Origin of the sequence: Bacillus sp. FSL R5-0560 (genome assembly GCF_037966305.1) — a bacterium.
Classification (GTDB): Bacteria; Bacillota; Bacilli; order Bacillales; family Bacillaceae; genus Bacillus; species Bacillus mojavensis.
Genome location: NZ_CP150195.1, coordinates 3,549,659 through 3,573,558, shown reverse-complemented (window position 1 = coordinate 3,573,558; position 23,900 = coordinate 3,549,659). Strand labels below are relative to the sequence as shown.

At 46.1% G+C, this 23,900-nt stretch carries 24 protein-coding genes; 16 read left to right on the top strand and 8 right to left on the bottom strand.

Going from position 1 to position 23,900, the window contains the following annotated elements; genetic code table 11:
* Positions 1-10: 10 nt before the first annotated feature.
* Positions 11-1,222, bottom strand: coding sequence for an MFS transporter (locus NST56_RS18745; RefSeq protein WP_339178408.1), 1,212 nt, complete (start codon positions 1,220-1,222; stop codon positions 11-13).
* A 19-nt stretch (positions 1,223-1,241) separates the two neighbouring features.
* Complete coding sequence (locus NST56_RS18740) at positions 1,242-1,751, bottom strand: MarR family transcriptional regulator (RefSeq protein WP_010332031.1); 510 nt, start codon at positions 1,749-1,751, stop codon at positions 1,242-1,244.
* 418 nt (positions 1,752-2,169) lie between these two features.
* Between NST56_RS18740 and pchC the strand changes: the two genes are divergently transcribed.
* Together pchC and NST56_RS18730 are read left to right on the top strand one after the other, a co-directional pair.
* Complete coding sequence (pchC, locus tag NST56_RS18735) at positions 2,170-2,916, top strand: cyclo(L-leucyl-L-leucyl) synthase (protein ID WP_010332030.1); 747 nt, start codon at positions 2,170-2,172, stop codon at positions 2,914-2,916.
* 14 nt (positions 2,917-2,930) lie between these two features.
* Entirely contained in the window at positions 2,931-4,151 is a 1,221-nt protein-coding gene (locus tag NST56_RS18730) for a cytochrome P450, cyclodipeptide synthase-associated (protein WP_010332029.1), read from the top strand.
* A 37-nt stretch (positions 4,152-4,188) separates the two neighbouring features.
* On the opposite strand, the gene NST56_RS18725 is transcribed toward NST56_RS18730, so the two are convergent.
* Complete coding sequence (locus tag NST56_RS18725) at positions 4,189-4,662, bottom strand: MarR family transcriptional regulator (protein ID WP_010332028.1); 474 nt, start codon at positions 4,660-4,662, stop codon at positions 4,189-4,191.
* Positions 4,663-4,826: 164 nt separating this feature from the next.
* Between NST56_RS18725 and NST56_RS18720 the strand changes: the two genes are divergently transcribed.
* Positions 4,827-8,702, top strand: a complete 3,876-nt coding sequence (locus tag NST56_RS18720; protein ID WP_339178404.1) for a metallophosphoesterase — start codon at positions 4,827-4,829, stop codon at positions 8,700-8,702.
* A 19-nt stretch (positions 8,703-8,721) separates the two neighbouring features.
* Here NST56_RS18720 and NST56_RS18715 read toward each other — a convergent pair whose 3' ends face one another.
* The 3 genes from NST56_RS18715 to nagA are packed head-to-tail and all read right to left on the bottom strand — an operon-like array spanning position 8,722 to position 11,382.
* Positions 8,722-9,453: a GntR family transcriptional regulator gene (locus tag NST56_RS18715; RefSeq protein WP_339178402.1), complete on the bottom strand. Its 732-nt coding sequence runs from the start codon at positions 9,451-9,453 to the stop codon at positions 8,722-8,724.
* 13 nt (positions 9,454-9,466) lie between these two features.
* Positions 9,467-10,195: a glucosamine-6-phosphate deaminase gene (gene nagB, locus NST56_RS18710; RefSeq protein ID WP_326331479.1), complete on the bottom strand. Its 729-nt coding sequence runs from the start codon at positions 10,193-10,195 to the stop codon at positions 9,467-9,469.
* Positions 10,192-11,382: an N-acetylglucosamine-6-phosphate deacetylase gene (gene nagA, locus NST56_RS18705; protein WP_339178397.1), complete on the bottom strand. Its 1,191-nt coding sequence runs from the start codon at positions 11,380-11,382 to the stop codon at positions 10,192-10,194. Before nagA ends, nagB begins: the two co-directional genes overlap by 4 nt.
* 184 nt (positions 11,383-11,566) lie before the next feature.
* Here nagA and hprK point away from each other — a divergent pair, with 184 nt between their 5' ends.
* Genes hprK through hprF form a run of 5 tightly spaced genes read left to right on the top strand, consistent with a single transcriptional unit; the run spans position 11,567 to position 15,456 of the window.
* The gene (gene hprK, locus NST56_RS18700; RefSeq protein WP_010332023.1) at positions 11,567-12,499 is read left to right on the top strand and encodes an HPr(Ser) kinase/phosphatase; all 933 of its coding nucleotides are present in this window, start codon (positions 11,567-11,569) and stop codon (positions 12,497-12,499) included.
* A 13-nt stretch (positions 12,500-12,512) separates the two neighbouring features.
* The gene (gene lgt, locus NST56_RS18695) at positions 12,513-13,322 is read left to right on the top strand and encodes a prolipoprotein diacylglyceryl transferase (RefSeq protein ID WP_010332022.1); all 810 of its coding nucleotides are present in this window, start codon (positions 12,513-12,515) and stop codon (positions 13,320-13,322) included.
* A 23-nt stretch (positions 13,323-13,345) separates the two neighbouring features.
* Positions 13,346-14,284 carry a nucleoside recognition domain-containing protein gene (locus NST56_RS18690; protein ID WP_339178393.1) on the top strand — a complete coding sequence of 313 codons (939 nt, stop codon included), beginning with the start codon at positions 13,346-13,348 and terminating at the stop codon, positions 14,282-14,284.
* On the top strand, positions 14,281-14,931 hold the full coding sequence (gene ppaX / locus NST56_RS18685) for a pyrophosphatase PpaX (protein ID WP_168748842.1): 651 nt from the start codon (positions 14,281-14,283) through the stop codon (positions 14,929-14,931). Before NST56_RS18690 ends, ppaX begins: the two co-directional genes overlap by 4 nt.
* A gap of 3 nt (positions 14,932-14,934) precedes the next feature.
* Complete coding sequence (hprF, locus tag NST56_RS18680; protein WP_010332019.1) at positions 14,935-15,456, top strand: heptaprenylglyceryl phosphate O-acetyltransferase; 522 nt, start codon at positions 14,935-14,937, stop codon at positions 15,454-15,456.
* A gap of 20 nt (positions 15,457-15,476) precedes the next feature.
* Here the strand turns inward: hprF and pelC are convergent, their stop codons facing one another.
* Together pelC and NST56_RS18670 are read right to left on the bottom strand one after the other, a co-directional pair.
* Entirely contained in the window at positions 15,477-16,142 is a 666-nt protein-coding gene (gene pelC, locus NST56_RS18675) for a pectate/pectin lyase PelC (protein ID WP_010332018.1), read from the bottom strand.
* A 249-nt stretch (positions 16,143-16,391) separates the two neighbouring features.
* A complete protein-coding gene (locus NST56_RS18670; RefSeq protein ID WP_168748841.1) occupies positions 16,392-17,141 on the bottom strand; it encodes a C39 family peptidase in 750 nt (249 codons plus the stop codon).
* 247 nt (positions 17,142-17,388) lie between these two features.
* Here NST56_RS18670 and NST56_RS18665 point away from each other — a divergent pair, with 247 nt between their 5' ends.
* The 8 genes from NST56_RS18665 to hisIE are packed head-to-tail and all read left to right on the top strand — an operon-like array spanning position 17,389 to position 23,804.
* The gene (locus NST56_RS18665; RefSeq protein ID WP_339182295.1) at positions 17,389-18,564 is read left to right on the top strand and encodes an ATP phosphoribosyltransferase regulatory subunit; all 1,176 of its coding nucleotides are present in this window, start codon (positions 17,389-17,391) and stop codon (positions 18,562-18,564) included.
* Positions 18,557-19,198: an ATP phosphoribosyltransferase gene (gene hisG / locus NST56_RS18660; protein WP_229149409.1), complete on the top strand. Its 642-nt coding sequence runs from the start codon at positions 18,557-18,559 to the stop codon at positions 19,196-19,198. Before NST56_RS18665 ends, hisG begins: the two co-directional genes overlap by 8 nt.
* On the top strand, positions 19,195-20,478 hold the full coding sequence (gene hisD / locus NST56_RS18655) for a histidinol dehydrogenase (protein WP_339178390.1): 1,284 nt from the start codon (positions 19,195-19,197) through the stop codon (positions 20,476-20,478). The genes hisG and hisD overlap by 4 nt, the downstream gene beginning before the upstream one ends.
* Positions 20,475-21,059 (top strand): imidazoleglycerol-phosphate dehydratase HisB, encoded by a 585-nt coding sequence (hisB, locus tag NST56_RS18650; RefSeq protein ID WP_168748839.1) that lies wholly within the window; start codon positions 20,475-20,477, stop codon positions 21,057-21,059. Before hisD ends, hisB begins: the two co-directional genes overlap by 4 nt.
* Positions 21,060-21,698, top strand: a complete 639-nt coding sequence (hisH, locus tag NST56_RS18645) for an imidazole glycerol phosphate synthase subunit HisH (RefSeq protein WP_339178387.1) — start codon at positions 21,060-21,062, stop codon at positions 21,696-21,698.
* Positions 21,695-22,432, top strand: a complete 738-nt coding sequence (gene hisA / locus NST56_RS18640) for a 1-(5-phosphoribosyl)-5-[(5-phosphoribosylamino)methylideneamino]imidazole-4-carboxamide isomerase (protein ID WP_168748838.1) — start codon at positions 21,695-21,697, stop codon at positions 22,430-22,432. Before hisH ends, hisA begins: the two co-directional genes overlap by 4 nt.
* Positions 22,429-23,187: an imidazole glycerol phosphate synthase subunit HisF gene (hisF, locus tag NST56_RS18635; protein ID WP_339178384.1), complete on the top strand. Its 759-nt coding sequence runs from the start codon at positions 22,429-22,431 to the stop codon at positions 23,185-23,187. Before hisA ends, hisF begins: the two co-directional genes overlap by 4 nt.
* On the top strand, positions 23,184-23,804 hold the full coding sequence (gene hisIE / locus NST56_RS18630) for a bifunctional phosphoribosyl-AMP cyclohydrolase/phosphoribosyl-ATP diphosphatase HisIE (protein WP_268447082.1): 621 nt from the start codon (positions 23,184-23,186) through the stop codon (positions 23,802-23,804). The genes hisF and hisIE overlap by 4 nt, the downstream gene beginning before the upstream one ends.
* Positions 23,805-23,900 lie beyond the last annotated feature (96 nt).

Below are 23,900 nucleotides of genomic sequence, written 5' to 3'. Positions count from 1 at the left end.
GGCAGCTTTTTTACATAGGATGTTTTTCTTGTTTGATGTCATGTTTTGGCCGATGCATGTACGGCAGAAGGCAAAAGCTTAATACAGCAAACGCGATACCCAAAAGGCCAAATGACATGGCAGACGGCATCCATGTTAACAGATAAGCTGATATCATCGGACCGGCCGCCATGCCTGTATATCTGATAAAGTTAAAGATTCCGATTGCGCTTCCCCTGTTTTCTTCAAACTCATTGGTGATCATCGTGGAATACAGGGGAGGAATAACCCCCATTGAGACACCGAATAGCGCCAATGTGAGAGCCATGAGAATGATCGAGACGGAATGGGTAAAAGCAAATAAAATGATGCTGCCCGCTGCCATTGCATTGCTGTAGACAAAGAGTGTGCTGAGAGGAACTTTTGCCTGTATGTTTTTAAACAGAAAAGTACCAGCGATTGTGCTTAACGCCAGAGGCAAATATAACAGTCCCGCTATCCGCACATCCATATGATAATGTTCCGTCAGCAATATGGGGAGATAGACAATAACCGCGAAATAAATGAAAAAGAGAAAAAAGCTTAAGGTCAGAATGACATTTCCAGCTCTGTTTGTGAAAATGGATTTATAATGCGCAAGCAAACTGTCTGATTTTCCATCTCGCTTTGATTCACTATGATCCTTAGGGAAGAAAATGCTGTTTGTTGCTAATAAAAGAACAGAGATCACCGTCAGCATCCAAAAGATCCCTTCGTGTCCAAAAGCACCGCCGACCAATCCCCCGAGGACCGGAGCAATAGCCGGTGCGGCCGAAAGAAGCATTTGATACGTACCCATGGCATTTCCGCGATCACTGCCCGTAAATAGCTGGCCGATTGTGGTGGCTGCAATGAGAGGGAGTGCTGCGGAACCGGCTGCCTGTACGATTCTAAAAATAAGAAACAAGGTAAAATCAGTGGTGACGGCACATCCGATACTGGCTGCCGCTGTTGCCAGTATTCCGGTAAGCAAGACATAACGCGCGCCTTTAAAATCGATGATGGCGCCCAAAATAATTTGCATAATGGCTGTCACAATCATAAAAACTGAAACTGACAGGTTCACGAGGGTTACAGAGACATGGAATGATTCTTTAATAATCGGAATGATTGGTGAATAAATATTTTGGCTTAAAGAAGCAAAAAATGCGCTGAAACAAACAATATACAAGATCAGCATTGCTTTTGATTTCGTTTGAGCCATAAAGAACACACCGCCTTTTTTACTTTACAGGTTTCTCAAAAGTATCATCTGTTTGCTCAGCTTCAAGTCTAGAGGTAAGCTGTTCTAAAAATTTCAATACAGCATTCTGTTCATCTTGTGAGAATGAATCAAGGAATTGGTAAAATGCCAGCTCCTTTTTTTTGTGCAGTTTTTCATGCAAATCAAAAATCTGTCTGCCTTTACGGGTTAATTTAAAATAGACTTCTTTTTTGTTATCAGTCAGCTGATAGCTATTGATAAATCCTTCTTTAATCAGTTTTGTGCTGATTTTCGTTACGTTCGCTTTTGATAAGTTCATTTTTTTAACAATTCCCGTATTATTAATCGGTTCATGTTGGCCAATACAGTCAATGACATGGATGCTAGTCATGTTTTTGGGAACATCAATCACATCTTCTTCTGCGGCCTCCTTAAAGAACTGCTGAAGTGAAGTATTCGCTTTTTGTTCATTAAGATGCAGGAGCCGAACGTATATGTCGTATATCAGCTGTTTTGTCAAAACGGACATAGGCTACCTTCTTTCTATGAATTAATGGTTAACCAGGAAACAATAAAAATCGTTTACCGGTGAACAATTTAATTTTATCTGTTCTTGTTTTTGTTGTCAATTGTTGGTGCTTAAGGAAGCTGAAAAGTGACCAGTGATAATAGTGTGTGAAAGCTGTGACATTTACATTTATTTTCAATTTTTTTAGGGCTGATGATATTGACACATGGTAGAATAAGGGATAAAATAACTATTGTTTACTAGTAAACATTAATTATGACAATCATCTATTAAATGAAATCAAAAGAAGTTTGATGCTGAAAAGGTCCTTGAAAAGCTTTAAGTGCTGCCTGCCATTCATCTTGTTTAGTTGCGTCAATAATTCATCTTATAGTAAAGGGTTATGACTTAAAGCCAGATAAGTCGAGAGGTGAATGAGATGACAGAGATGGTTACGGATAGAATGTCTTTGGGCTTTACTGCTGAGTCTTTGACACAAAATTGCAGAGAAATATTTGAACGGCGCCGGCATGTTCTGGTCGGGATCAGCCCGTTTAACAGCAGGTTTTCAGAAGATTACATTTACAGACTGATCGAATGGGCGGCTGCTGAGTTTGATAACGTTTCTGTTTTGCTTGCGGGACATGAGGCGGCTAATTTGCTTGAAGCGCTAGGCACCCCCAGAGGCAAGGCTGAGCGAAAAGTCAGAAAAGAGGTATCGAGGAACAGAAGATTTGCAGAACGGGCACTTTTGGCTCACGGCGGGGACCCAAGTGCGATTCATACATTTTCTGATTTTACGGAAAACACAGCGTATCAGCTGATGAGACATGAAGTTGAAAACGCGTTTTTCGAACAGCCTCATTTTCGTCATGCATGTTTGGAGATGTCTCGGGAAGCGATTATCGGACGTGCGCGCGGCATCAGTTTAATGATGGAAGAAATCAGTGAGGATATGCTGAATATGGCTGTGGAATATGTCATTGCTGAGCTTCCGTTTTTTATTGGAGCTCCGGATATTCTTGAAGTAGAAGAGACGCTCCTTGCTTATCATCGTCCTTGGAAGCTGGGCGAAAAGATCAGTAATCATGAATTCTCTATTCGTATGCGTTCGAATCAAGGCTATCTTGTTGTGCAGGAATTGATGCCGGTGTTTTCTGAAACATCGATAACATCTGAAGGATGATGGGGGGAGTTAACATGAATCAATCGATTAAAATGTTTAGCGTGCTGTCTGATCAATTTCAGGAAGATCCATATCCTTATTTTTCTCAGCTGCGGGAGGAAGATCCTGTTCATTATGAAGAATCAATAGACAGTTATTTCATAAGCCGTTATCACGATGTTCGTTATGTCCTGCAGCATCCTGATATTTTTACAACAAAATCACTTGTGAAACGTGCTGAGCCGGTCATGCGGGGTCCTGTACTGGCCCAAATGCACGGGAAAGAACACTCGGCTAAACGAAGAATCGTGGTGAGGAGCTTTGTCGGAGATGCATTGGAACATCTTACACCATTAATTAAACAAAATGCAGAAAACTTGTTAACCCCTTATCTCGAAAAGGGAAAAATCGATCTGGTGAACGATTTTGGAAAGACGTTTGCTGTATGTGTCACAATGGACATGCTTGGTCTGGATAAAAAGGACCACGAAAAAATCGCCGAATGGCATAGCGGTGTTGCCGATTTTATTACGAGCATATCACAGACCCCAGAAGCACAGGCCTATTCCTTGTGGTGCAGTGAACAGCTCTCACGCTATTTAATGCCGGTTATCGAAGAACGCCGTGTCAACCCGGGATCAGACTTAATTTCTATCCTATGTACATCTGAATATGAAGGCATGGCCATGTCCGACAGGGATATACTGGCGCTGATTCTCAATGTGCTGTTGGCGGCCACTGAACCAGCTGATAAGACGCTGGCCCTTATGGTGTATCATTTGCTCAACAATCCTGAACAAATGAATGATGTATTGGCTGATCGTTCTCTAGTGCCAAGGGCTATTGCGGAGACTCTTCGTTATAAACCGCCGGTCCAGCTGATTCCGCGGCAGCTTTCCCAAGATACTGTTGTCGGCGGTATGGAGATCAAAAAGGATACGATTGTTTTTTGTATGATCGGAGCAGCTAACCGTGATCCAGAAGCGTTTGAACATCCTGATATGTTTAATATTCACCGGGAAGATCTCGGCTTCAAGAGCGCATTTAGCGGCGCCGCGCGGCATCTCGCTTTCGGGTCTGGCATTCATAACTGTGTAGGAGCAGCTTTTGCCAAAACCGAAATTGAAATAGTGGCCAATATTGTTTTGGATAAGATGCGGAATATCAGATTAGAGGAAGGTTTTCACTATGCTGAGTCCGGTCTGTATACCCGCGGCCCTGTTTCGCTTCATGTTACGTTCGACAGTACCCAATAAGAGTGACAGGTCTCTCCCGAATGCGGGCGGGGCCTTTTTACATATGTTTGACCCAAAGTTTGAAAAACGCAGTCACCGTTTTTAAATCGTCAATAGTAAATTCATTGAAGAGCTGCGTGTATTGCATCTTTGCTTTTTCATGAAGCTGCTCATGGAACGCCGCGAGCTCTTGGCCGCTCTCGGTTAACGTATAATAAATTTCTTTTTTGTTGCCGGGTTTTTTGGATACATTGATGATATTGTGTTTCAGCAAAGCTTGAATCGCTTTCGAAACAGCTGCTTTTGAAATGTGTAACTGTGATGATAAGAAGCTGTTGTTTACATTATGTCTAGTATGTATGTAGGACACAATATGAAGCTGGGTCAGTGTCCAGTTTTTTCTGGGATGTTTATGGTCTTCTGACGGCATGTCATGGGAGGGAAGCTGTACCTTTTGATAGACGTGCTTGTCTCTTTTTAATGCGAACTCCTGTATGGTTTGAAATAATTCATTATGAATGCTGTTATCCATCAATCTGCCTCACTGATTTTATCGTTAACCGGTTAACTACTTTTAGTTTACTGGATAATAGTGGAACTTTCAAGAGACCGGTGTCTTTTTGTTCTTTTCACACAAAAATTAACTCATAAGCTTCCCTGTTCAGACGCAAAATACGTGAAAAGGGAGGTGTCGTGATGAGAAAATACACAGTCATTGCTTCTTTATTATTATCTTTTCTGTTTGTTCAGTCTGGCGGCCATCATGAAGCAAAGGCCTTGCCTGTCATAAAGCAGGAACCGTTCCAAACGCCTCATTACATACCCTTGCTTGAAAACCCTCCTCAAATTGAAGTGAAGGCTGAAATGAAGGGCAACCTGATCATTCAGGCGCATGTGCGTGACAGTGAGTATCAATCGTTTTCTGCCTTTTTGTTTTATAAACAAAGCAATGAACTGGGCTATAAAATGGTGCCGATGGACCCAACCCCCGGAGCTGTCCGCCAGTTTTTGGCGCAAATACCGAAGAGGTCAATCTGGAATAGCGAGCTCGAGTATTACATTGTGTTCTCGAATGGAAAGCAGCGGGTGGAGTCAGAAACGAAGACACTGAAGCTGGATGGATATCAGGCTGACCTCGCCCATATTCCGGAGCTGCTGATCACCGAGCTTGCGGTTGATACGAAAAATACCGGACGCACAGACGGTTATGAATTTATTGAGGTATATAATACAACCGACAGAACAATTGATTTTAAAGATTATCACATTCGCTACCGCTATCCGAAGGAAGGGCCGGACTCCGACCTGATTTGGAGACCTGATCAGCGGGTCGTCATTCCGTCTGGAGAAACCTGTGTATTTTGGCTCAAGCCTGTCGGACATCCTGAGTTGACAGCGGATGATTTTAACCGGCACTATCAGACACATTTGAGAGAAGGAGAAAATCTGTTGGTGCTGGATGGAACAGAGGGCATGGCGAATACCCGGCCGCGTGCGGTTGCGATATCGACGAATACAGGAAAGGATATTTCAGTTGCGCACTACCGGAAACATGCGCTGCGCCGCCTGTCGTCTGTGCTTTATAAATACCCTCTCGATGGAACAGCGGAACTGCTCAACATTTCAATAGCAGAAAAAAATCCGTCGCCAGGCTCAATTTTACAGGCGCAGGTGCCAGAGCAAAAACGTAAAGTGAAGCTTGATAAAGAAAAGCCGGTTATAGAGGATTTAACAGACCGCAAGCCTGTCCGCCCGGCTGAAAGCATTGAACTGCGGGCTGACATATGTGACCGCAGTTTAGTGAGAACGGCCGCCTTTTATTATCGGACAGATGAAAACAAACCGTTCAAACGCATTTTCGCTGAAAAAGACCGCAACGATCATTTGTACCATTATATTGTCTACTCGCCTGAACTGATCGGGAAGGATCAGCTTGAGTATTACGTTGTAGCCGGTGACGGGATCAATGAAGCGAAGACGCCAGTCAAAATGATTGATATTAAGCAAACAAGCAAGTCGCACGGTTTGCGGATGAATATAGAAAACAGAGATACACTGTCAGGGACACAGTTTCTCAAAGCGACCACGGACGGGCGGACTGACAGCATTAAGCTCTGGATTGACGGAAAAAAACATCAGACAGAGCCCGCCATGGAAAAAGAAGTATATTTTGCGTTCGACACCCGAAAAACGAACCTTTACTTTAAAAATGCTGTAACGATGGACGGCAAGGTTTTAAAAGTCTTCGATGATACTACAAATAAATACCGCACCTACTCTGTCCCTCTGCCGGAGACGCTTCTTCAAAAAGGGAAGCAGCTGCAGCGTATCACGATAAGATCGGGTTCAAAGGTATCTCCGTTTGATACGGCTGAAAACCGTGATGACTTTTTAGTCAAAAATGCTCGTTTGGTATTATCGGATGGAACGGTGATCAGGGACGAGCGTATTTCTCCCGAGAAGGAGCTTTTTATTGGGGATAATCAGCGCTCGAATAAAAGCTGGCCGTTTCAATTTCATCTGCCTGATGGACTGTTTACATCGCAGCTGCTGAAGTGGGATACAGAGAAGCTGACTGAAGGCGCCCATCATATTGCAGTAAGCGACGGGAATGAAAACCTGAGCTTTGTTGTGCGGGTTGATAATTCAGGGCCGCACATCGAACCGAATGTGACGGACGGACAGACGTATAAAGGAAACCTGCTGCTGCAGGCAGATATGTTTGATAAATGGAGCAAAATAGAGGAAACAGAGGCATTTTTAGATGGGGATAGCATTACGCTCCCATATCATACGTCAACTTCTGAGCTGTCTCCGGGGAAACACACGCTGAAAGTCTCAGCAACAGATTTGGCTGGCAATAAAACGGTTATTGAGCGGACGTTTAAGACAGAGCGGGAGCATCCGGACCAGCCGGAAATTGTAAATAGCGATGCCGATACGCACAAAGCCAAGCTTTCGGTGCGGGTGAAGGATCCGACGAATGATGCGATGGATGTGTCCTTTTACAAAGGCTTTCAATATACGGCGCAAAACAGAAATAGTGTGAAAATTTTCAAGCATGCATCACTGACTGAACCTCCAAAAAGCTTTGTGCCGGAAAGCGAGACGCCGTTTACCAATGAAGAAATGAATCGGGTGTCAGGAGCTGACGGTAAAACAGTATCAACGGAAGAGAAGGAGCTTTTTCCTTATCACCGTTTTGAAGTGACGGTTGACCCGTCCATTGATGAGAATGATTTAGCTGAAGCCGTTTGGCGAGGAAGCTCTCTGCCGGGGAGAAAAGTGACAATGTATGCTTGGAATTACCGGACAAGCCAGTGGCAGCCGATTGACAGCTTCGTTGCCAAAGATGACAAACAGTTCACGCTGAAGGCGTCTGTCATCGCTTCCGATTATGTACGGAAATCTAAGGTGAATATCATTGTTCAGGACGAAATTCCTCCTGCGAAGGATATGTATTCCTTTGTCTGGATGTCAGACACGCAGTATTATGCAAAAAGCTATCCGCATATTTTTGATAAGCAGACTATATGGATCAAAAATAACCAAAGGAAACTGAATACGAAATACGTGTTTCACACAGGGGATATTGTAGATGATTCCGCGGATATCAGACAGTGGAGAAACGCTGATCAATCAATGCGAGTCCTGGACAACAGCGGAATTCCTTACGGCGTGCTGGCCGGAAACCACGATGTCGGTCATAAGGACGGCTCCTACAGGGCGTTTGGCAAATACTTTGGCAGCCGCCGTTTCGATAAGAGACTGCACTATGGAGAATCATACAAAAATAACCGCGGGCATTATGACCTCATATCAAGCAGCGGCAATGATTATATCATGCTGTACATGGGCTGGGGCATCACAAATGAAGACATCGCATGGATGAATCAAGTGCTGAAGAAGCACCCTGACAGGATAGCTGTTTTAGCTTTTCATGAATATTTACTCGTTAGCGGAAACAGAAGCCCGATCGGCGAGAAAATCTTCAAAAAAGTTGTCAAGCCGAACCCGAATGTCGTGATGGTGTTAAGCGGACATTATCACAGCGCGATGAGAAAAACAGATGAGCTGGATGATGACGGAGATGGAAAACCGGATCGTCTCGTCCATCAAATGCTTGCTGATTATCAGGGCGGGCCAGAGGGCGGCCAAGGATATTTGCGTTTGATGCAGTTTGACCAGGCAAACAATGTGGTGCATGTATCCACTTATTCACCGTATATGGATGATAAAAACTTTTATGATACAGATAGTTACGGCAACAAGGATGAGTTTACGCTGGAGCTTGATCTGAAGCCAAGAATGAAAAGAGTAGAAACCGATTATTTTGAATGCAATGTCTATACAAACGAACAGCTCGGAAAACGCGAGAAAGTGAAAAGCGGGGAAACCGCCGAATTCCTATGGGAGAATCTAGAGCCGAATTCAGTTTATTATTGGTATACCATTGTGGAAGACAGCTTTAACGGAAAAACGAAATCACCGATCTGGAAGTTCAAGACGAAAAAAGAAACCTATCGTCCAGCGCCAGACCAATTTGATTTTCGCCGTGTCTCCAATCCTTAAAAAGGGGTTGGAGACTTTTTTATGACAGCCGATCCATGTAATGGACAAAAGTATAACGGTCGCCCCTGTATACAGATTTTACATGCTCAAAAGCAGTACCGTTCTGTAAATACGTTGTTCGTTTAATCAACAGGACTGGCGCCCCCTCTTGGATGCCGAGCAAGTTTGCTTCATCCTGTGTTGCGGCACTCGGTTCAAGCTCTTGTTTGGCGCGGGAAATCGGCATGCTGTTGTACCTTTCAATATGCTCGTAAATTGACGACTTGAAATGAGACGGATTTAATTCACCTGCCAGTTCAAATGGGATGTGTGAGGCTTCAATCGCCATAGGAATATCATTCGCCAGCCGAACCCGTGTGATTTTGTGGATGCGGGACGGGTGCCCGCATCCTAGTATGGCGGCCAGCTCCTCAGTCGAATCGATAAGCTGATAATCGATGAGCCTGCTGCTCGGCCTCATGCCGCGGCTTTTCATATCTTCTGTAAAGCTTGTAAGCCCTTGGAGCGCTTGTTCCATTTTTAGCTTGCTGACAAAGGTGCCCCGGCCTTTCTGACGATAGAGAAAACCTTCATTGACCAAATTAGAAAGCGCTTGGCGCACCGTCATCCGGCTGATCCCGAATTGCTCGGCATATTCCCGCTCGGAAGGAAGCGGCATATCCGGCTGCAGCTCTCCGCTCTTTATTTGAGCTTTTACTTGCTCCATAATCTGATAATAAATGGGGATAGGAGATTGTTTATCGATATTCATAGCGAAAATCCTTTCAATGCCTGAATCCCGCGGCTTCTTGATCAATCAAAACCGAAACGTTAGGATGCAGGTGCAAAGCGGACGCAGGGAATTCCTCACTGACTTGTCCGTCCAGCAGCCTTTTTGCAGCTTCGGCTTTGCTTGTGCCGGAGATGAGCAGAAGAATCCGCTTGCTTGAGAGAATCGTTTGAATTCCCATTGTAACGGCTTTTTTTGGCACCCTGTCAATGGAGGTAAAATATCTGGCATTGGCCTGACGGGTTTGTTCATTTAATGCCACGACATGTGTGCGGGACTGGAATGATGTTCCCGGTTCATTAAAGCCGATATGTCCGTTTCGGCCGATGCCGAGAAGCTGAATGTCCGCTCCGCCAAGTGATTCAATCAATTGTTCGTAGCGTTTGCACTCGGCTTCCAGGTCACTTGCGTTTCCATCTGGGATAAAATGCCGGCTCGGTTGACTGTCGATATGCTGAAAGAAACGCTCATTCATATAGCAGTGATAGCTGTTTGGGTCATTACCGGAAAGGCCGGCGTATTCATCTAAGTTAATCGTGGTGATGTTTTGAAAAGAAAGATTCTCTGTTTGGTGCAGGCGGATCAGCTCGCGGTACGTGCCTTCCGGTGTCCCGCCTGTCGCTAAACCGAGAACGGCATCAGGCTTTTCCCTGACTGTTTCAGCCACAATTCCGGCAGCTTTTTGGCTTAATGCCTCATACGATTGACATTCGATTACTTTCATATATGATCAGCCTCCTTGGATATAAATGCAATGTTTCCGCGGCAGATGGTGAGAAGCACCTCACATTCACTGCTGACAATTACAAGATCCGCATCTTTTCCCTCTGTTATACTGCCTTTTCGGTCAAAGATGCCAAGCTGTTTGGCCGCGTTTGCTGAAGTTATATTAGCTATATCCGTCCAAGAGCAATTCGTAAACGCGCGCATATGCTGTGCGCCTTCATTCATTTTTAAAATCGAACCGGCAAGCGTCCCATCCGGAAGAAGAGCTGTTTTCCCCTTTACTGTCACACTTTGTCCGCCGAACTCGTAGACTCCGTCTTTTAGTCCTTTCGCCCGCATTGAATCGGTGATCAATATAAGCTTGCTGCTGCCTTTTGCTAAAAAAGCAAGCTTTGCCGCTAACGGATGGGAGTGGATACCGTCGGCAATAAGCTCTGTGACATAACCCTCATGGGCGAGGGCTGTTCCGATCACTCCGGGTTCACGATGATGAAACGGGCTCATCGCATTGTATAAATGAGTCATATGGCTGGCGCCTGCTTCAAAGGCTTCCAAAAGTAATGCGGAGTCTGCATCCGTGTGTCCCATTGACGCGATAATCGACTCATCTTTTAAATAACGGATCAGCTCAAAATGTTGATCCTCCTCCGGTGCAAGCGTGACGATTTTGATCAGCCCCCCTGCCTCCTGCTGCCATTTCTTGAAAAGTGCAAGATCTGAGGGCCTAATCCATTCCTTTGGCTGCGCTCCGGCCCTTTTAGGTGAAACAAAGGGACCCTCTAAATGAATTCCGATCAATTCCGCACCTAATGAAGAGGAATCCTCCGCAGATTTCCAATCTCTCGCGTTTACCAGTGCTTGAGAAATTTGGCTGTGTTCCTGTGTGATGGTTGTCGCTAAAAAACTCGTTGTGCCTTCCTCGGGCAGCCTTGAGGACATGGTATCGAGCGCGGAAAAGCTCGCATCCATTGTATCCGCGCCATAGCCGCCGTGGATATGAATATCAATCATCCCCGGAAGCAATACGGCATCCCTTGGGCCTTGAATTTCCTTTGCGTATTGCTCTATTGGCCGTTCTGCTGAGACAGCGCTTATCTTTCCATCCTTGACCCCAACATAGCCGTTTTTAATCACTTCATTTTCTGTCACGATACTGATGCCGCTGAGAAGAAGACTATCTGCCATAATTGATCCGCCTTTCTGGAATATATGAATACGTTTATTTTACTCCTTTTCAGACTAGTGATCTAGACCAGCTGACACGTTTGCCAGTCTTTTATAAAATCTGTTTTAGGTTCAAGCCCGAAAGTGATAAAATGAAATTATTGTTGAGCAAGCTCGGGTTATCCCGGAACAGGAGGAACATATCGTGGCAAAGGTTCGGACAAAAGATGTAATGGAACAGTTTCATTTGGAATTGATCAGCGGAGAAGAAGGAATTAACCGCCCGATTACGATGAGTGATTTATCAAGACCAGGCATTGAAATTGCCGGATATTTTACATATTACCCTAGGGAGCGCGTACAGCTTCTGGGGAAAACAGAGCTTTCTTTCTTTGAACAGCTGCCGGAAGAGGATAAAAAGCAGCGCATGGACTCTCTATGCACGGATGTAACACCAGCTATTATTCTGTCTAGAGATATGCCTATCCCGCAGGAGCTGATTGACGCTTCTGAGAAAAATGGCGTGCCTGTCCTCAGATCGCCGCTGAAAACGACAAGGCTGTCAAGCCGATTGACCAACTTCCTAGAAAGCAGACTTGCGCCAACCACAGCCATTCACGGTGTGCTTGTCGATATATATGGCGTCGGAGTGCTGATCACAGGGAAAAGCGGCGTCGGAAAAAGTGAAACCGCGTTGGAGCTTGTGAAAAGAGGCCACCGCCTTGTTGCTGATGATTGTGTTGAAATTCGGCAGGAGGATCAGGATACCCTTGTCGGAAACGCCCCTGAGCTCATTGAGCATCTGCTTGAAATTAGAGGGCTCGGCATTATTAACGTCATGACGCTGTTTGGTGCCGGTGCGGTCAGAAGCAATAAACGAATTACAATTGTGATGAATCTTGAACTCTGGGAGCAGGGCAAGCAATACGACCGCCTTGGACTCGAAGAAGAAACAATGAAAATCATTGATACAGAAATTACAAAACTCACGATCCCTGTCCGTCCGGGACGAAATCTCGCGGTCATTATTGAAGTGGCTGCTATGAACTTCAGATTGAAGCGGATGGGCTTAAACGCCGCTGAGCAATTTACCAACAAGCTGGCGGATGTCATTGAAGACGGTGAACAAGACGAATAGGAGTTGGCAATAAATGAATGAAGCGATAGAACCACTCAATCCGATAGCGTTTCAGCTAGGGCCGTTAGCCGTCCATTGGTACGGAATCATTATCGGTCTCGGTGCTTTGCTGGGGCTTTGGATTGCCATGAGAGAAAGTGAAAAACGAGGGCTGCAGAAAGATATTTTTATCGATCTCGTCCTTTTTGCGATCCCAATTGCGATTATTTGCGCGCGGATTTATTACGTTGCATTTGAATGGGATTATTATGCCGAACATCCGGGAGAAATCATAAAAATCTGGAAGGGCGGCATCGCGATACACGGCGGCTTAATCGGTGCCATTTTGACAGGCTATGTCTTTTCAAGAGTGAAAAACATTTCTTTCTGGAAGCTTGCGGATATCGCGGCGCCGAGCATTTTGCTTGGTCAGGCGATCGGCCGCTGGGGAAACTTTGTCAATCAAGAGGCACACGGGGAGGCGGTCAGCAGAGCCTTTTTAGAAAGCCTGCACCTGCCTGAGTTTATCATTAATCAAATGTACATCAACGGACAATATTATCATCCTACTTTTTTATATGAATCACTATGGAGCTTTGTCGGCGTTATTATACTGCTTCTTTTGCGCAGAGCGAATTTGCGGAGAGGCGAGATGTTTTTAACCTATATCATTTGGTATTCAATCGGAAGGCTCTTTATTGAAGGAATGCGGACTGACAGCTTAATGCTGACGAGTTCGCTTCGCATCGCTCAGGTGATCTCAATTGTATTAATTGTGTTGGCTGTGGCAGCCATCATCTTCAGACGCGTCAAGGGGTACTCGGCGAAGCGGTACGCAGAGTAGACGGTAGCAAAGGGGGATGAGGGATGAAGAAGATTTTTCTGGCCGGTCTTGCGGCAGGTCTTCAGACAACATGGACACTCGGTAAAGTCATTTTTCCGGTGACACTGATAGTCTCTTTGCTTCAGCATACGCCTGTCATGGATTGGCTGGTAAGGCTAATCACACCGGTGATGGACCTGTTCGGTCTCTCAGGCGAAGCGGCGATTCCGCTTGTGCTTGGGAATATGCTGAATCTGTACGCGGGGATTGCCGGGATATTGACACTGGATTTATCCGTGAAGGAAGTTTTTATCTTAGCGGTCATGCTTTCATTCTGTCATAACTTAATTATCGAATCGACGGTCGCAGCAAAGGTCGGAATCAGGATTGGCGTCATATTGGCAGTGCGCATTGGTTTGGCAGCTGTTTCTGCAATCGTCATTAATCTCATCTGGCACGGCGGGCAGGAAATGGCGCAGTACGGTTTTATTGCTTCAAAGGGTGATGCGCCTGACGGCTGGCTGGCGATGCTGGCCGAGGCTTTAATGAAAGCCGGTCTTGGTGTGTTGCAGCTGGCGGCGATTGTAATCCCGCTGATGATCATCATTCAATTTATGCGAGACTTAGGCTGGCTGCACACGTTTTCTAAGTGGCTGTCTCCGTTTACACAGATGCTGGGCATGAATAAAAATACCTCCATGACAATGGTAACCGGCTTGACAATCGGCCTTGCCTACGGAGCGGGTGTCATGATCAAAGCAGTCGAAGATGACGGCGTTGGCAGGCGCGACATGACACTGGCCTTTATATTTCTCGTCGCCTGCCATGCTGTCGTTGAAGATACACTTGTCTTTATTCCACTTGGCATTCCGGTTTGGCCGCTTCTGCTGATTCGAGTCACCACGGCCGTGCTGCTGACGATGGCGATATCGTATACGTGGAAAAAATGGAAACCCTCAGCGGTTGGAAAGGAAGCAGTATGACTGATCATCAAGTAACGACGATTCTGTTTGATTTAGACGGAACCCTTATTAATACAAATGAATTAATTATCGCGTCATTTTTGCATACGCTGGAGCATTATTATCCGAGCCGCTATAAACGTGAGGATGTGCTTGCGTTTATCGGCCCGTCTCTTTTTGAAACGTTTTCTTCCATGGATGCTGAGAAAACTGAAGAAATGATCAGCATGTACAGAACATACAATCACCAGATGCATGACACACTTGTCACCGAATATGAAACGGTTTATGAAACGCTGGATGAACTAAAAAAAGCGGGCTTTACATTAGGAATTGTGACAACAAAGTTAAGGGATACTGTCAATATGGGCCTTAAGCTAACGGGAATCGGCGGTTTTTTCGAAACTGTTGTTACACTTGATGATGTCACGATGGCAAAGCCTGATCCCGAGCCTGTCCTGCTGGCGCTGAAGCAGCTGGGAAGCGAGCCTGCTGAAGCCATCATGGTCGGTGACAACTATCACGATATTCTGGCGGGGAAAAACGCCGGTACAAAAACAGCCGGTGTCGCATGGACGATTAAAGGGCCGGAAGCGCTGGCGAAGCATGAGCCAGACTATATGCTAGAGAAAATGAGTGATCTATTACAAATCGTTGGAGTGAAGTAATCTGTGAGAAAAACAGACCGGCATCCGGTATCAGGAGCTAACTCACTGTGGCATGTCTATCAAACGGTGCCTTTTTTGAAGGTAGTGAAGAATTTCATTGTCATTCAAATTGCGAGATATACACCGTTTATAGGAATGAAAAACTGGCTGTACCGTACGTTTTTGCGGATGAAGGTCGGAAAGCAGACATCCTTTGCCCTCATGGTGATGCCCGATATTATGTTTCCGGAAAAGATCTCAGTCGGAACGAATTCAATCATCGGATACAATACGACCATTTTGGCTCATGAGTATTTAATTCAGGAGTATCGAATCGGTAAAGTCCTGATCGGAGACGAAGTGATGATCGGCGCCAACACGACCATTCTGCCAGGCGTGGAAATAGGGAATGGCGCGATCGTATCCGCTGGAACGCTTGTCCATAAGGATGTGCCAGCCGGGGCATTTGTCGGCGGAAATCCGATGAAAATCATATACACGAAGGAAGAAATGCAGGATAGAATAAAAAGCCCGCGGATCAAATAACCGCGGGCTTTTTCTTTATATTAAAATTGGGTATTGTTTTTTTCCGTTACGTGCTGGACGCCGATCCATTTCTTGCCGACGTTGGAGTATCTTGTGTTCGTCATGGTGACAGTGCTCGTTTTACTGTCCGTACGGAAAATCGCTTCCTTCATGTTTGTGATGGTGCATCTGTCGATAATGACATCGGTATGGAAGGTCGACCCGCCCAGCTGTCTAATAAACTTTCCGCCGTTATCCGCAGTGAAGTTTTTCACTGTAAACGTGCTGGCTTTATTGATTTGAAAGATTTTATCAGAAGCTTTTTGAGCAGAACCGCCGTCAATGGTTACTTTTCCTTCCTTCTTCACAGTTAACGCGTCCTCACCGACATCTTCCCACGTCACATTCTGAATGTTAACGTTTCCATAAGTGTGCACGCCATCAGCAGCAGGAGCTCCGAGCACTACATTTTTCAGAGTTGCTCCGTCTTCCACACGAAAAACAGGCTTTTGGTTTTCGGATTGGCTTCCGTCACCCAATTCTTTTCCTGCTACAAACCGCTGTCCCTTCCCGTCATATGTTGTATTTTTTGGCACGATAATTGTTTCATGAACCACTTTGTCAGCTGCAAAAGCAGTTGATGTCTGAAACTGGCTGAAGCCCATAACCAAACTGAACATAAATAGGATAGACACGATTTTTTTCAATGATAAAATCCTCCCCGGATATCTTTAGTTTTGTAAGAGAAGCGTCAGCATCTTGCACCGGCTTCTCTCACATAGATCGGGGCAAGGCTGAATCTGTTTTAATCATAAAAATAGCCAGCCTGAAAGTAAAGACAAATTTGGATGGAAAATGGAAAATGCGTCATTGTTACCTGATTTAAACATCAAGCATGAGTATTGGCGTATTTGCTCAGGAGAGAGCATAAGAAAAGCTTGTGAAAGCGGGCAGCTTTACTTTTGAACGACGATGGCTTGGCTGCCCATTTGCACCCACGCTTTTTCGAAGCTGGTCCGGTCTGTTTTTCTGTTTTTATAGCCATAAGGGTCATTCACATACACGTAATTTTCATCATAACCCGTGACGGCGACACTGTGTTCGCTGTACGTGATATCGATCGTTCCGTTTGGCGTTTTCCATGTCTGCATGTTGTCAACAGGTGTAAAGTTGGCTGTCGTGATAACCCAAACCGGGTTGCCTTTCTCAAGCTGCTCATAAACAGCAGAGATGCTTTTTCCTGTCAGATCAGAAACATTGTCCCCCGCATAGGTTTTAGCGAGCTGATAGATCGGGCCGTGATAGACACCTAGCCCCGGGCCGTTCGCCATATCACCGACAAATCCGTCATTCGGATCACCTTTTAATCCGCTGGTGTATGTCAAAGGCACTGTTGCGATCTGGTTTGCCAGTGTATTCTTTGTCACGTTGTATCCCGCATAGTTCAGCACCATAGCAAGGCTCGTCACCTCACAGCCATTATAGAGTCTTGGGGCATCCATCTGATTGAAAAGCGTGACGTCCAGCGGCTCGGCGCTTCCTCTGAGTTTCTTCTCTTTGTTTGCAGCTGTTTCAGATTCATTCTTCGTTGCACCTATATCAATTTTGAAAAACGAAATATCTATATCTTTTGCATATATTTTGATGCCGAAGAAAATGACAGCAGAAAGTATGATCAGTACACATAACGTTCGCAGTGTTTTCATTTTTAACTCCTTGTTCTCTATTTGATTTGTATTATAGCATGCCAAACATAAAGAATTTGAGATATGACTGACCTTTCATTCTTTATTCATGATTTTTTCATATTTAGGAGGAGGATTTCTGAATGATACATATTTGTGAAAAAGTTAAGGATTGATTTCCATTCTTTCATCTGCTAACATATTATCATATTAGCGAACTAAAGGATTCGGAATTTTCCTTCAAACAATGACGGAGGTGCTCGGGTTGATGTTTATGTTTGAAAAACCGCACGGCATGAGAGATACACTGCCCGGTTTATATGAAACGAAAAATAAGGTGAGGCAATCGTTAACCGATATGATAGATAAATGGGGCTATCAATTTATGGAAACACCTACGCTGGAGTTTTACGATACGGTTGGTGTGCAGTCAGCAATTGAAGAGCAGCAGCTGTTTAAGCTTCTGGATCAGGATGGCAAGACACTGGTGCTTCGCCCGGATATGACAGGGCCGATCGCAAGGGTGGCGGCTTCAAAGCTGCTGAAACATGATCAACCGCTCAGAGTCGGCTATGCGGCAAATGTGTTCAGAGCCCAGGAACGCGAGGGCGGACGTCCTGCCGAGTTTGAGCAGGTTGGAGTGGAATTGATTGGTGATGGCACGACAAGTGCGGATGCAGAGGTTATTGCCTTAGTAGTCGGTGCGTTAAAAAATGCCGGCCTGACTTCATTTAAAATTGCAATCGGCCACGCAGGCATTGCAGATGCCCTGTTTGTTGAAGTGCTCGGGAATGTTGAACGCGCAGACGTGTTGCGGAGGTTTTTATATGAAAAGAATTATGTCGGCTATAGAGAGCACGTCAAATCTCTTCCGCTTTCCTCCATTGATAAAAAAAGATTACTGGAGCTTCTCGAATTGCGGGGCAGTATAGAAGTATGCGAGCGTGCAGAAGAAATCGTCGATTCAGTGCAAGGAAAAAGTGTTGTTGATGAACTGAAGGCACTGTGGGAGATTCTTGAAGACTACGGGTGTACGGAAAATGTCCGTCTTGATCTGAATATGGTCAGCCATATGAGCTACTACACTGGGATTTTATTTGAAGTGTACGCGGAAAGTGTCGGCTTTGTGATTGGCAGCGGCGGGCGTTATAACAAGCTTCTGGGACATTTTAATTCACCAGCGCCGGCGACGGGTTTTGGGCTCCGGATTGACCGAATGATTGAAGCGCTTCATATGAAAGACGAACCCAGTGAAATCGATGCTGTCATTTTCAGCAAAGAGCAGAGGGTGCAGGCCATCGCTTTTGCGAATGAAGAGCGTTTGAAAGGAAAAAAAGTTGTTCTTCAGGATTTACTGGGGATTGAAAATATTGATCAGATGACAAAATCATTTGCAAATGTCACTTATTTTATCGGTGCCAGAAAGGAAGAGCAAAATGGGTAAGTTACTCACAATGGCCATGCCGAAGGGGCGAATATTTGAAGAAGCAGCAGGGCTGCTGCGGCAGGCGGGATACAAGCTGCCGGAAGAGTTTGAGGATTCTAGAAAACTGATCATCGATGTGCCGGAGGAAAATCTCCGCTTCATTTTGGCAAAGCCGATGGATGTGACCACATATGTGGAGCACGGCGTGGCAGATGTCGGAATTGCGGGGAAGGATGTCATGCTGGAGGAGGAGCGCGATGTATATGAGGTGCTGGATTTGAAAATCAGCAAATGCCATCTCGCGGTTGCCGGACTCCCCGATACCAACTGGAGCGGCGTCGCGCCGAGGATTGCGACAAAGTATCCGAATGTAGCTTCCGGTTATTTTAGAGAGCAGGGAGAGCAAGTCGAGATTATTAAGCTGAACGGCTCAATCGAGCTTGCTCCTCTTATCGGGCTTGCGGACAGAATAGTCGACATCGTATCTACGGGACAGACGCTTAAAGAAAACGGACTCGTTGAAACAGAGCATATTTGTGATATTACCTCCCGCTTTATCGTCAACCCTGTAAGCTATCGCATGAAGGACGATGTCATCGACGAAATGGCGTCCCGTTTATCTCTTGTTGTGGAAGGAGAAACGGCAAAATGAAAATCAAAACCATTAGCGGCGCGGATCGGCTTTCTCTCAAGCGGTCAATTGATGCCGGAACGGAAGAACAAAGAAAAGCGGTCCGATCCATTATTGAACATGTAAAAGCAAATGGTGATCAGGCAGTTCGTGACTACACGGCCAAGTTTGACGGCATCAAGCTCGACAGCGCATTGGTCACAACAGAAGAAATTGAAGAAGCATACAGCTTGCTGGATCCCCAGCTGCTGCAGGTAGTCAGGCAAGCGATCAAAAACATTACTGAATATCACGAAAGACAGCTTCAATCTTCCTGGTTTTATCACAGAAAGGATGGCACAATGCTGGGACAGAAAGTGACGGCACTTGATTCTGCCGGCGTTTATGTGCCGGGCGGAACTGCCGCATATCCGTCATCTGTTTTGATGAATGTCATTCCGGCGCTTACAGCGGGCGTGGAAAGAATCGTTCTTGTCACACCACCGGGAAAAGACGGACGGCTGTCTCCGGGAGTCTTAGCCGCAGCTGCTGAGCTGGGCATCAAAGATATTTACAAAATGGGAGGGGCTCAAGCAATTGCGGCGCTGGCATATGGGACAGAAACCATTGCGCCGGTCGATAAAATTACAGGCCCGGGAAATATATTTGTAGCGCTTGCCAAACGAGAGGTGTTCGGTGATGTCGATATTGATATGATTGCCGGACCGAGTGAAATCGTTGTGCTGGCTGATGAAACGGCTATCCCTCGTGAAATAGCCGCCGACCTGCTGTCACAAGCGGAACACGACATGCTTAGCTCATGTGTGCTTGTCACAGATTCCATGCCGCTGGCTGAGGCCGTTTCAGCCGAGGTGAACGAGCAGCTTAAAACCTTGCCGCGCAGAGATATTGCGGAAGCTTCAGTGAGAGATTATGGATCTATTTATGTGGCTGAAACGATAGATGAAGCGGTCAATACAGTCAATACGCTCGCCCCGGAGCATTTAGAAATCATCACACAGTCTCCCGAAGCTTTGCTTGGCAATATTAAGCACGCGGGTGCAATTTTCTTAGGCCGATACAGCCCTGAACCAGTCGGAGATTATTTTGCTGGACCGAACCATGTGCTTCCGACGAATGGAACGGCCAGATTCTCAAGCCCATTAAACGTCACGGATTTTCAAAAGAAATCGAGCATTATTTCTTACAGCCAATCAGCCTTTGAAGAACATGCGGAAAGCATTGCAGCTTTTGCCAGACTTGAAGGATTAGAAGCGCATGCCAGGTCAATCGAAGCGAGAGAACGGAGGAATTCGAAATGAGAAAAGCGGAACGCGCCAGAACAACAAATGAAACGGATATAGAACTGTCATTCGCAATAGACGGTGAAGGACAAGCAGAAATCAAAACAGATGTGCCGTTTATGACGCATATGCTGGACCTGTTCACAAAACACGGGCAATTTGATCTTTCCATTCATGCAAAAGGTGATGTCGATATTGATGATCACCACACAACTGAAGATATCGGCATTTGCTTAGGGCAGGCTTTGCTTGAAGCACTAGGCGATAAAAAAGGCATCAAACGCTACGGCTCGGCGTTTGTGCCGATGGATGAGGCGCTTGCTCAGGTAGTGGTTGATTTAAGCAATCGGCCGCACTTGGAAATGCGTGCTGACTTTCCTGCAGCGAAAGTCGGAACTTTCGATACTGAGCTTGTACATGAATTTTTATGGAAGCTGGCGCTTGAAGCACGGATGAACTTGCACGTGATCGTTCATTACGGCACAAATACACACCATATGATAGAAGCCGTTTTTAAAGCCTTAGGACGCGCGCTTGATGAAGCGACAATGATAGACCCGCGTGTCAAAGGGATTCCGTCAACGAAAGGGATGCTGTAAATGATCGGTGTGATAGATTACGGAATGGGCAATTTATACAGCGTCTCAAAGGCGCTGGAGCGTGTCGGCGAACCGTACTTTGTTTCAGACATTCCGGAGGAGCTGAGTAGAGCCGATGCTTTCATTTTGCCGGGAGTCGGGTCGTTTGGGGACGCGATGGACAATTTGCGCAACACCAATCTCGATCAATTCATTCATAAGATGGTGTCAGAGGGAAGGTTGCTTCTTGGGATCTGCCTCGGCATGCAGCTTTTGTTTCATGAGAGCGAAGAGCATGGAACCGCTGCAGGTCTCGGTTTGTTAAAGGGAAAAGCAGTCGGGCTGAAGCCGGAAGATCAGCAGGGAAACAAGCTGAAGGTTCCGCATATGGGATGGAACCGCCTCTCCTTTCATAACGAATCTCCGCTGCTGGCCGGAGTAGAAGAAGGCTACGCTTATTTTGTCCATTCCTATTATATTGACGGAATGGATGACGACGCGCTACTGGCAAGTGCCGAGTACGGTGTGCAGGTGCCTGCGGTTGTCGGAAAAGAGAACATCTTCGGCGCTCAGTTTCACCCGGAAAAAAGCAGTGCGGTCGGAATGTCTATCTTAATCCAATTCACAAAAATGGCAGCAGAACAGAAGGTGAAAAAATGAGTGCTTTTACATTATTTCCGGCCATTGATATGAGAAACGGCAAATGCGTGCGTCTCGTCCAAGGCGATTACAGCAAGGAAACCGTATACGGCGATTCGCCGTTCGACATGGCCTCGTTATTTGCGAGTGAGGGGGCTGAATGGATTCATCTAGTTGATCTTGACGGCGCGAAGGAAGGAAAAAAAGTAAATGACCGTCATGTCATCGAAATTGTACAAAAGCTCAATCTGAAAGTCGAAATCGGCGGCGGCATTCGTTCGGAAAGCGACGTCTACGATTACTTATCGGCAGGAGTCGATCGCGTGATCCTGGGAAGCTCTGCTGTTTCTGATCCGCCGTTTGTAAAAAAAATGCTGAAAGAGTATGGCGAAAGGATAGCCATCGGGCTGGACGCAAGAAACGGCTTTGTTTCAACAGAGGGGTGGCTGGAAACCTCAAGTCTTAAGGCGACTGAACTCGGCAAAGAGCTCGCCAACGAAGGCGCAGAAGTTTTTATTTTTACTGATATTGCGACAGACGGGATGCTGTCAGGCCCCAATATCGAAAGCACAGTGGAACTCGCGAAAGAAACCGGAAAATCTGTCATCGCCTCTGGCGGAGTCAGCTCTGTTGCGGATCTTGAAGCTCTTGCCCGTTATCATGCGAATGGGGTTTCTGGAGCCATTATCGGAAAAGCGCTGTATACCAACCAGTTTACACTTGGCGAGGCGCTTGAAAGGATGAAGGGGAAATGATAACAAAACGGATTATCCCATGTCTTGATGTGAAAGAAGGGCGCGTTGTCAAAGGGATTCAATTTCTTGAGCTGAAGGATGCCGGCGACCCTGTCGAGCTGGCGGAAGCATACGACCAGGAAGGCGCGGATGAACTGGTGTTTCTTGATATTTCCGCTTCGCATGAAGGCCGTAAAACGATGGTTGACGTCGTAGAGCAGGTTGCTGCAAAGCTTGCGATTCCGTTTACAGTCGGAGGCGGCATCAATCAGCTTAGCGATATGAAAACGATTCTGCGTGCCGGCGCGGACAAAGTTTCTGTAAACACGGCAGCTGTTCTCCGTCCCGAGCTGATTACCGAAGGCGCGGCGTTTTTCGGCTCTCAATGTATCGTACTCGCCATAGACGCCAAGTACGACGAAACATCTGATTCATACAAGGTCTACACGCACGGCGGCAGAAAGAAAACGGATTGGGAAGTTACAGCATGGGCGAAGGAAGCCGTCAAACGCGGAGCCGGAGAAATCCTCCTGACCAGCATGGACTCAGATGGGGAGAAAAAGGGCTTTGACCACAGGCTGACAAAGCTCGTGTCAGAAGGTGTTCCGGTTCCTGTCATCGCCTCAGGGGGAGCAGGAAACGCGCAGCATATGCTCGAGGCTTTTACAAAAGGAGAAGCGGACGCCGCGCTGGCTGCCTCCATTTTTCACTATAAAGAAACATCAATTAAAGAAGTGAAATCATATTTGAAAGAGTACGGGGTGAATGTGAGATGAAACAGGCAGATGAACTGCGTTTTAACGAAGACGGATTAATCCCCGCCATCGTGCAGGACGCGGCAAGCAAAGAAGTGCTGACACTTGCATACATGAACAGGGAATCGTATGAAAAAACAATGGAAACAAAAGAAACATGGTTTTACAGCCGCTCGCGGCAAGAGCTATGGCACAAGGGAGAAACATCGGGGAATACGCAAGCCGTCAAGGGCATCCGATATGACTGCGACCAAGATGCACTGGTCGTGCTTGTAGAACCGTCCGGTCCGGCATGCCACACCGGCAGCTACAGCTGTTTTACAAAGGAACAGACAGAAGAACAAACCTCCGGCCGATTTGACATCATAAGCGAGTTGGAGCGCGTCATTGCAGAACGCCAAGCTGAAATGCCTGAAGGAGCTTACACCACTTACCTCTTCCAAGAAGGCGTGGATAAGATTTTGAAAAAAGTCGGCGAAGAAGCATCAGAAGTCATCATCGCCGCCAAAAACCGTGACCACGAGGAACTGAAATGGGAAGCGGCAGACCTGCTGTATCATCTCCTTGTCCTGCTCAGAGAACAAGCATTGCCGCTGGATGATGTGCTTGACGTCTTGAAAAAACGCCATTCTGAATAGTAAAAGGAAAGAGCCTTTATCCGTAGGCTCTTTTTTTGTTATAAGAAAAATGTAATGGGTATTTTGTAATATTGTAGGTGTTTCACATTCCGAATG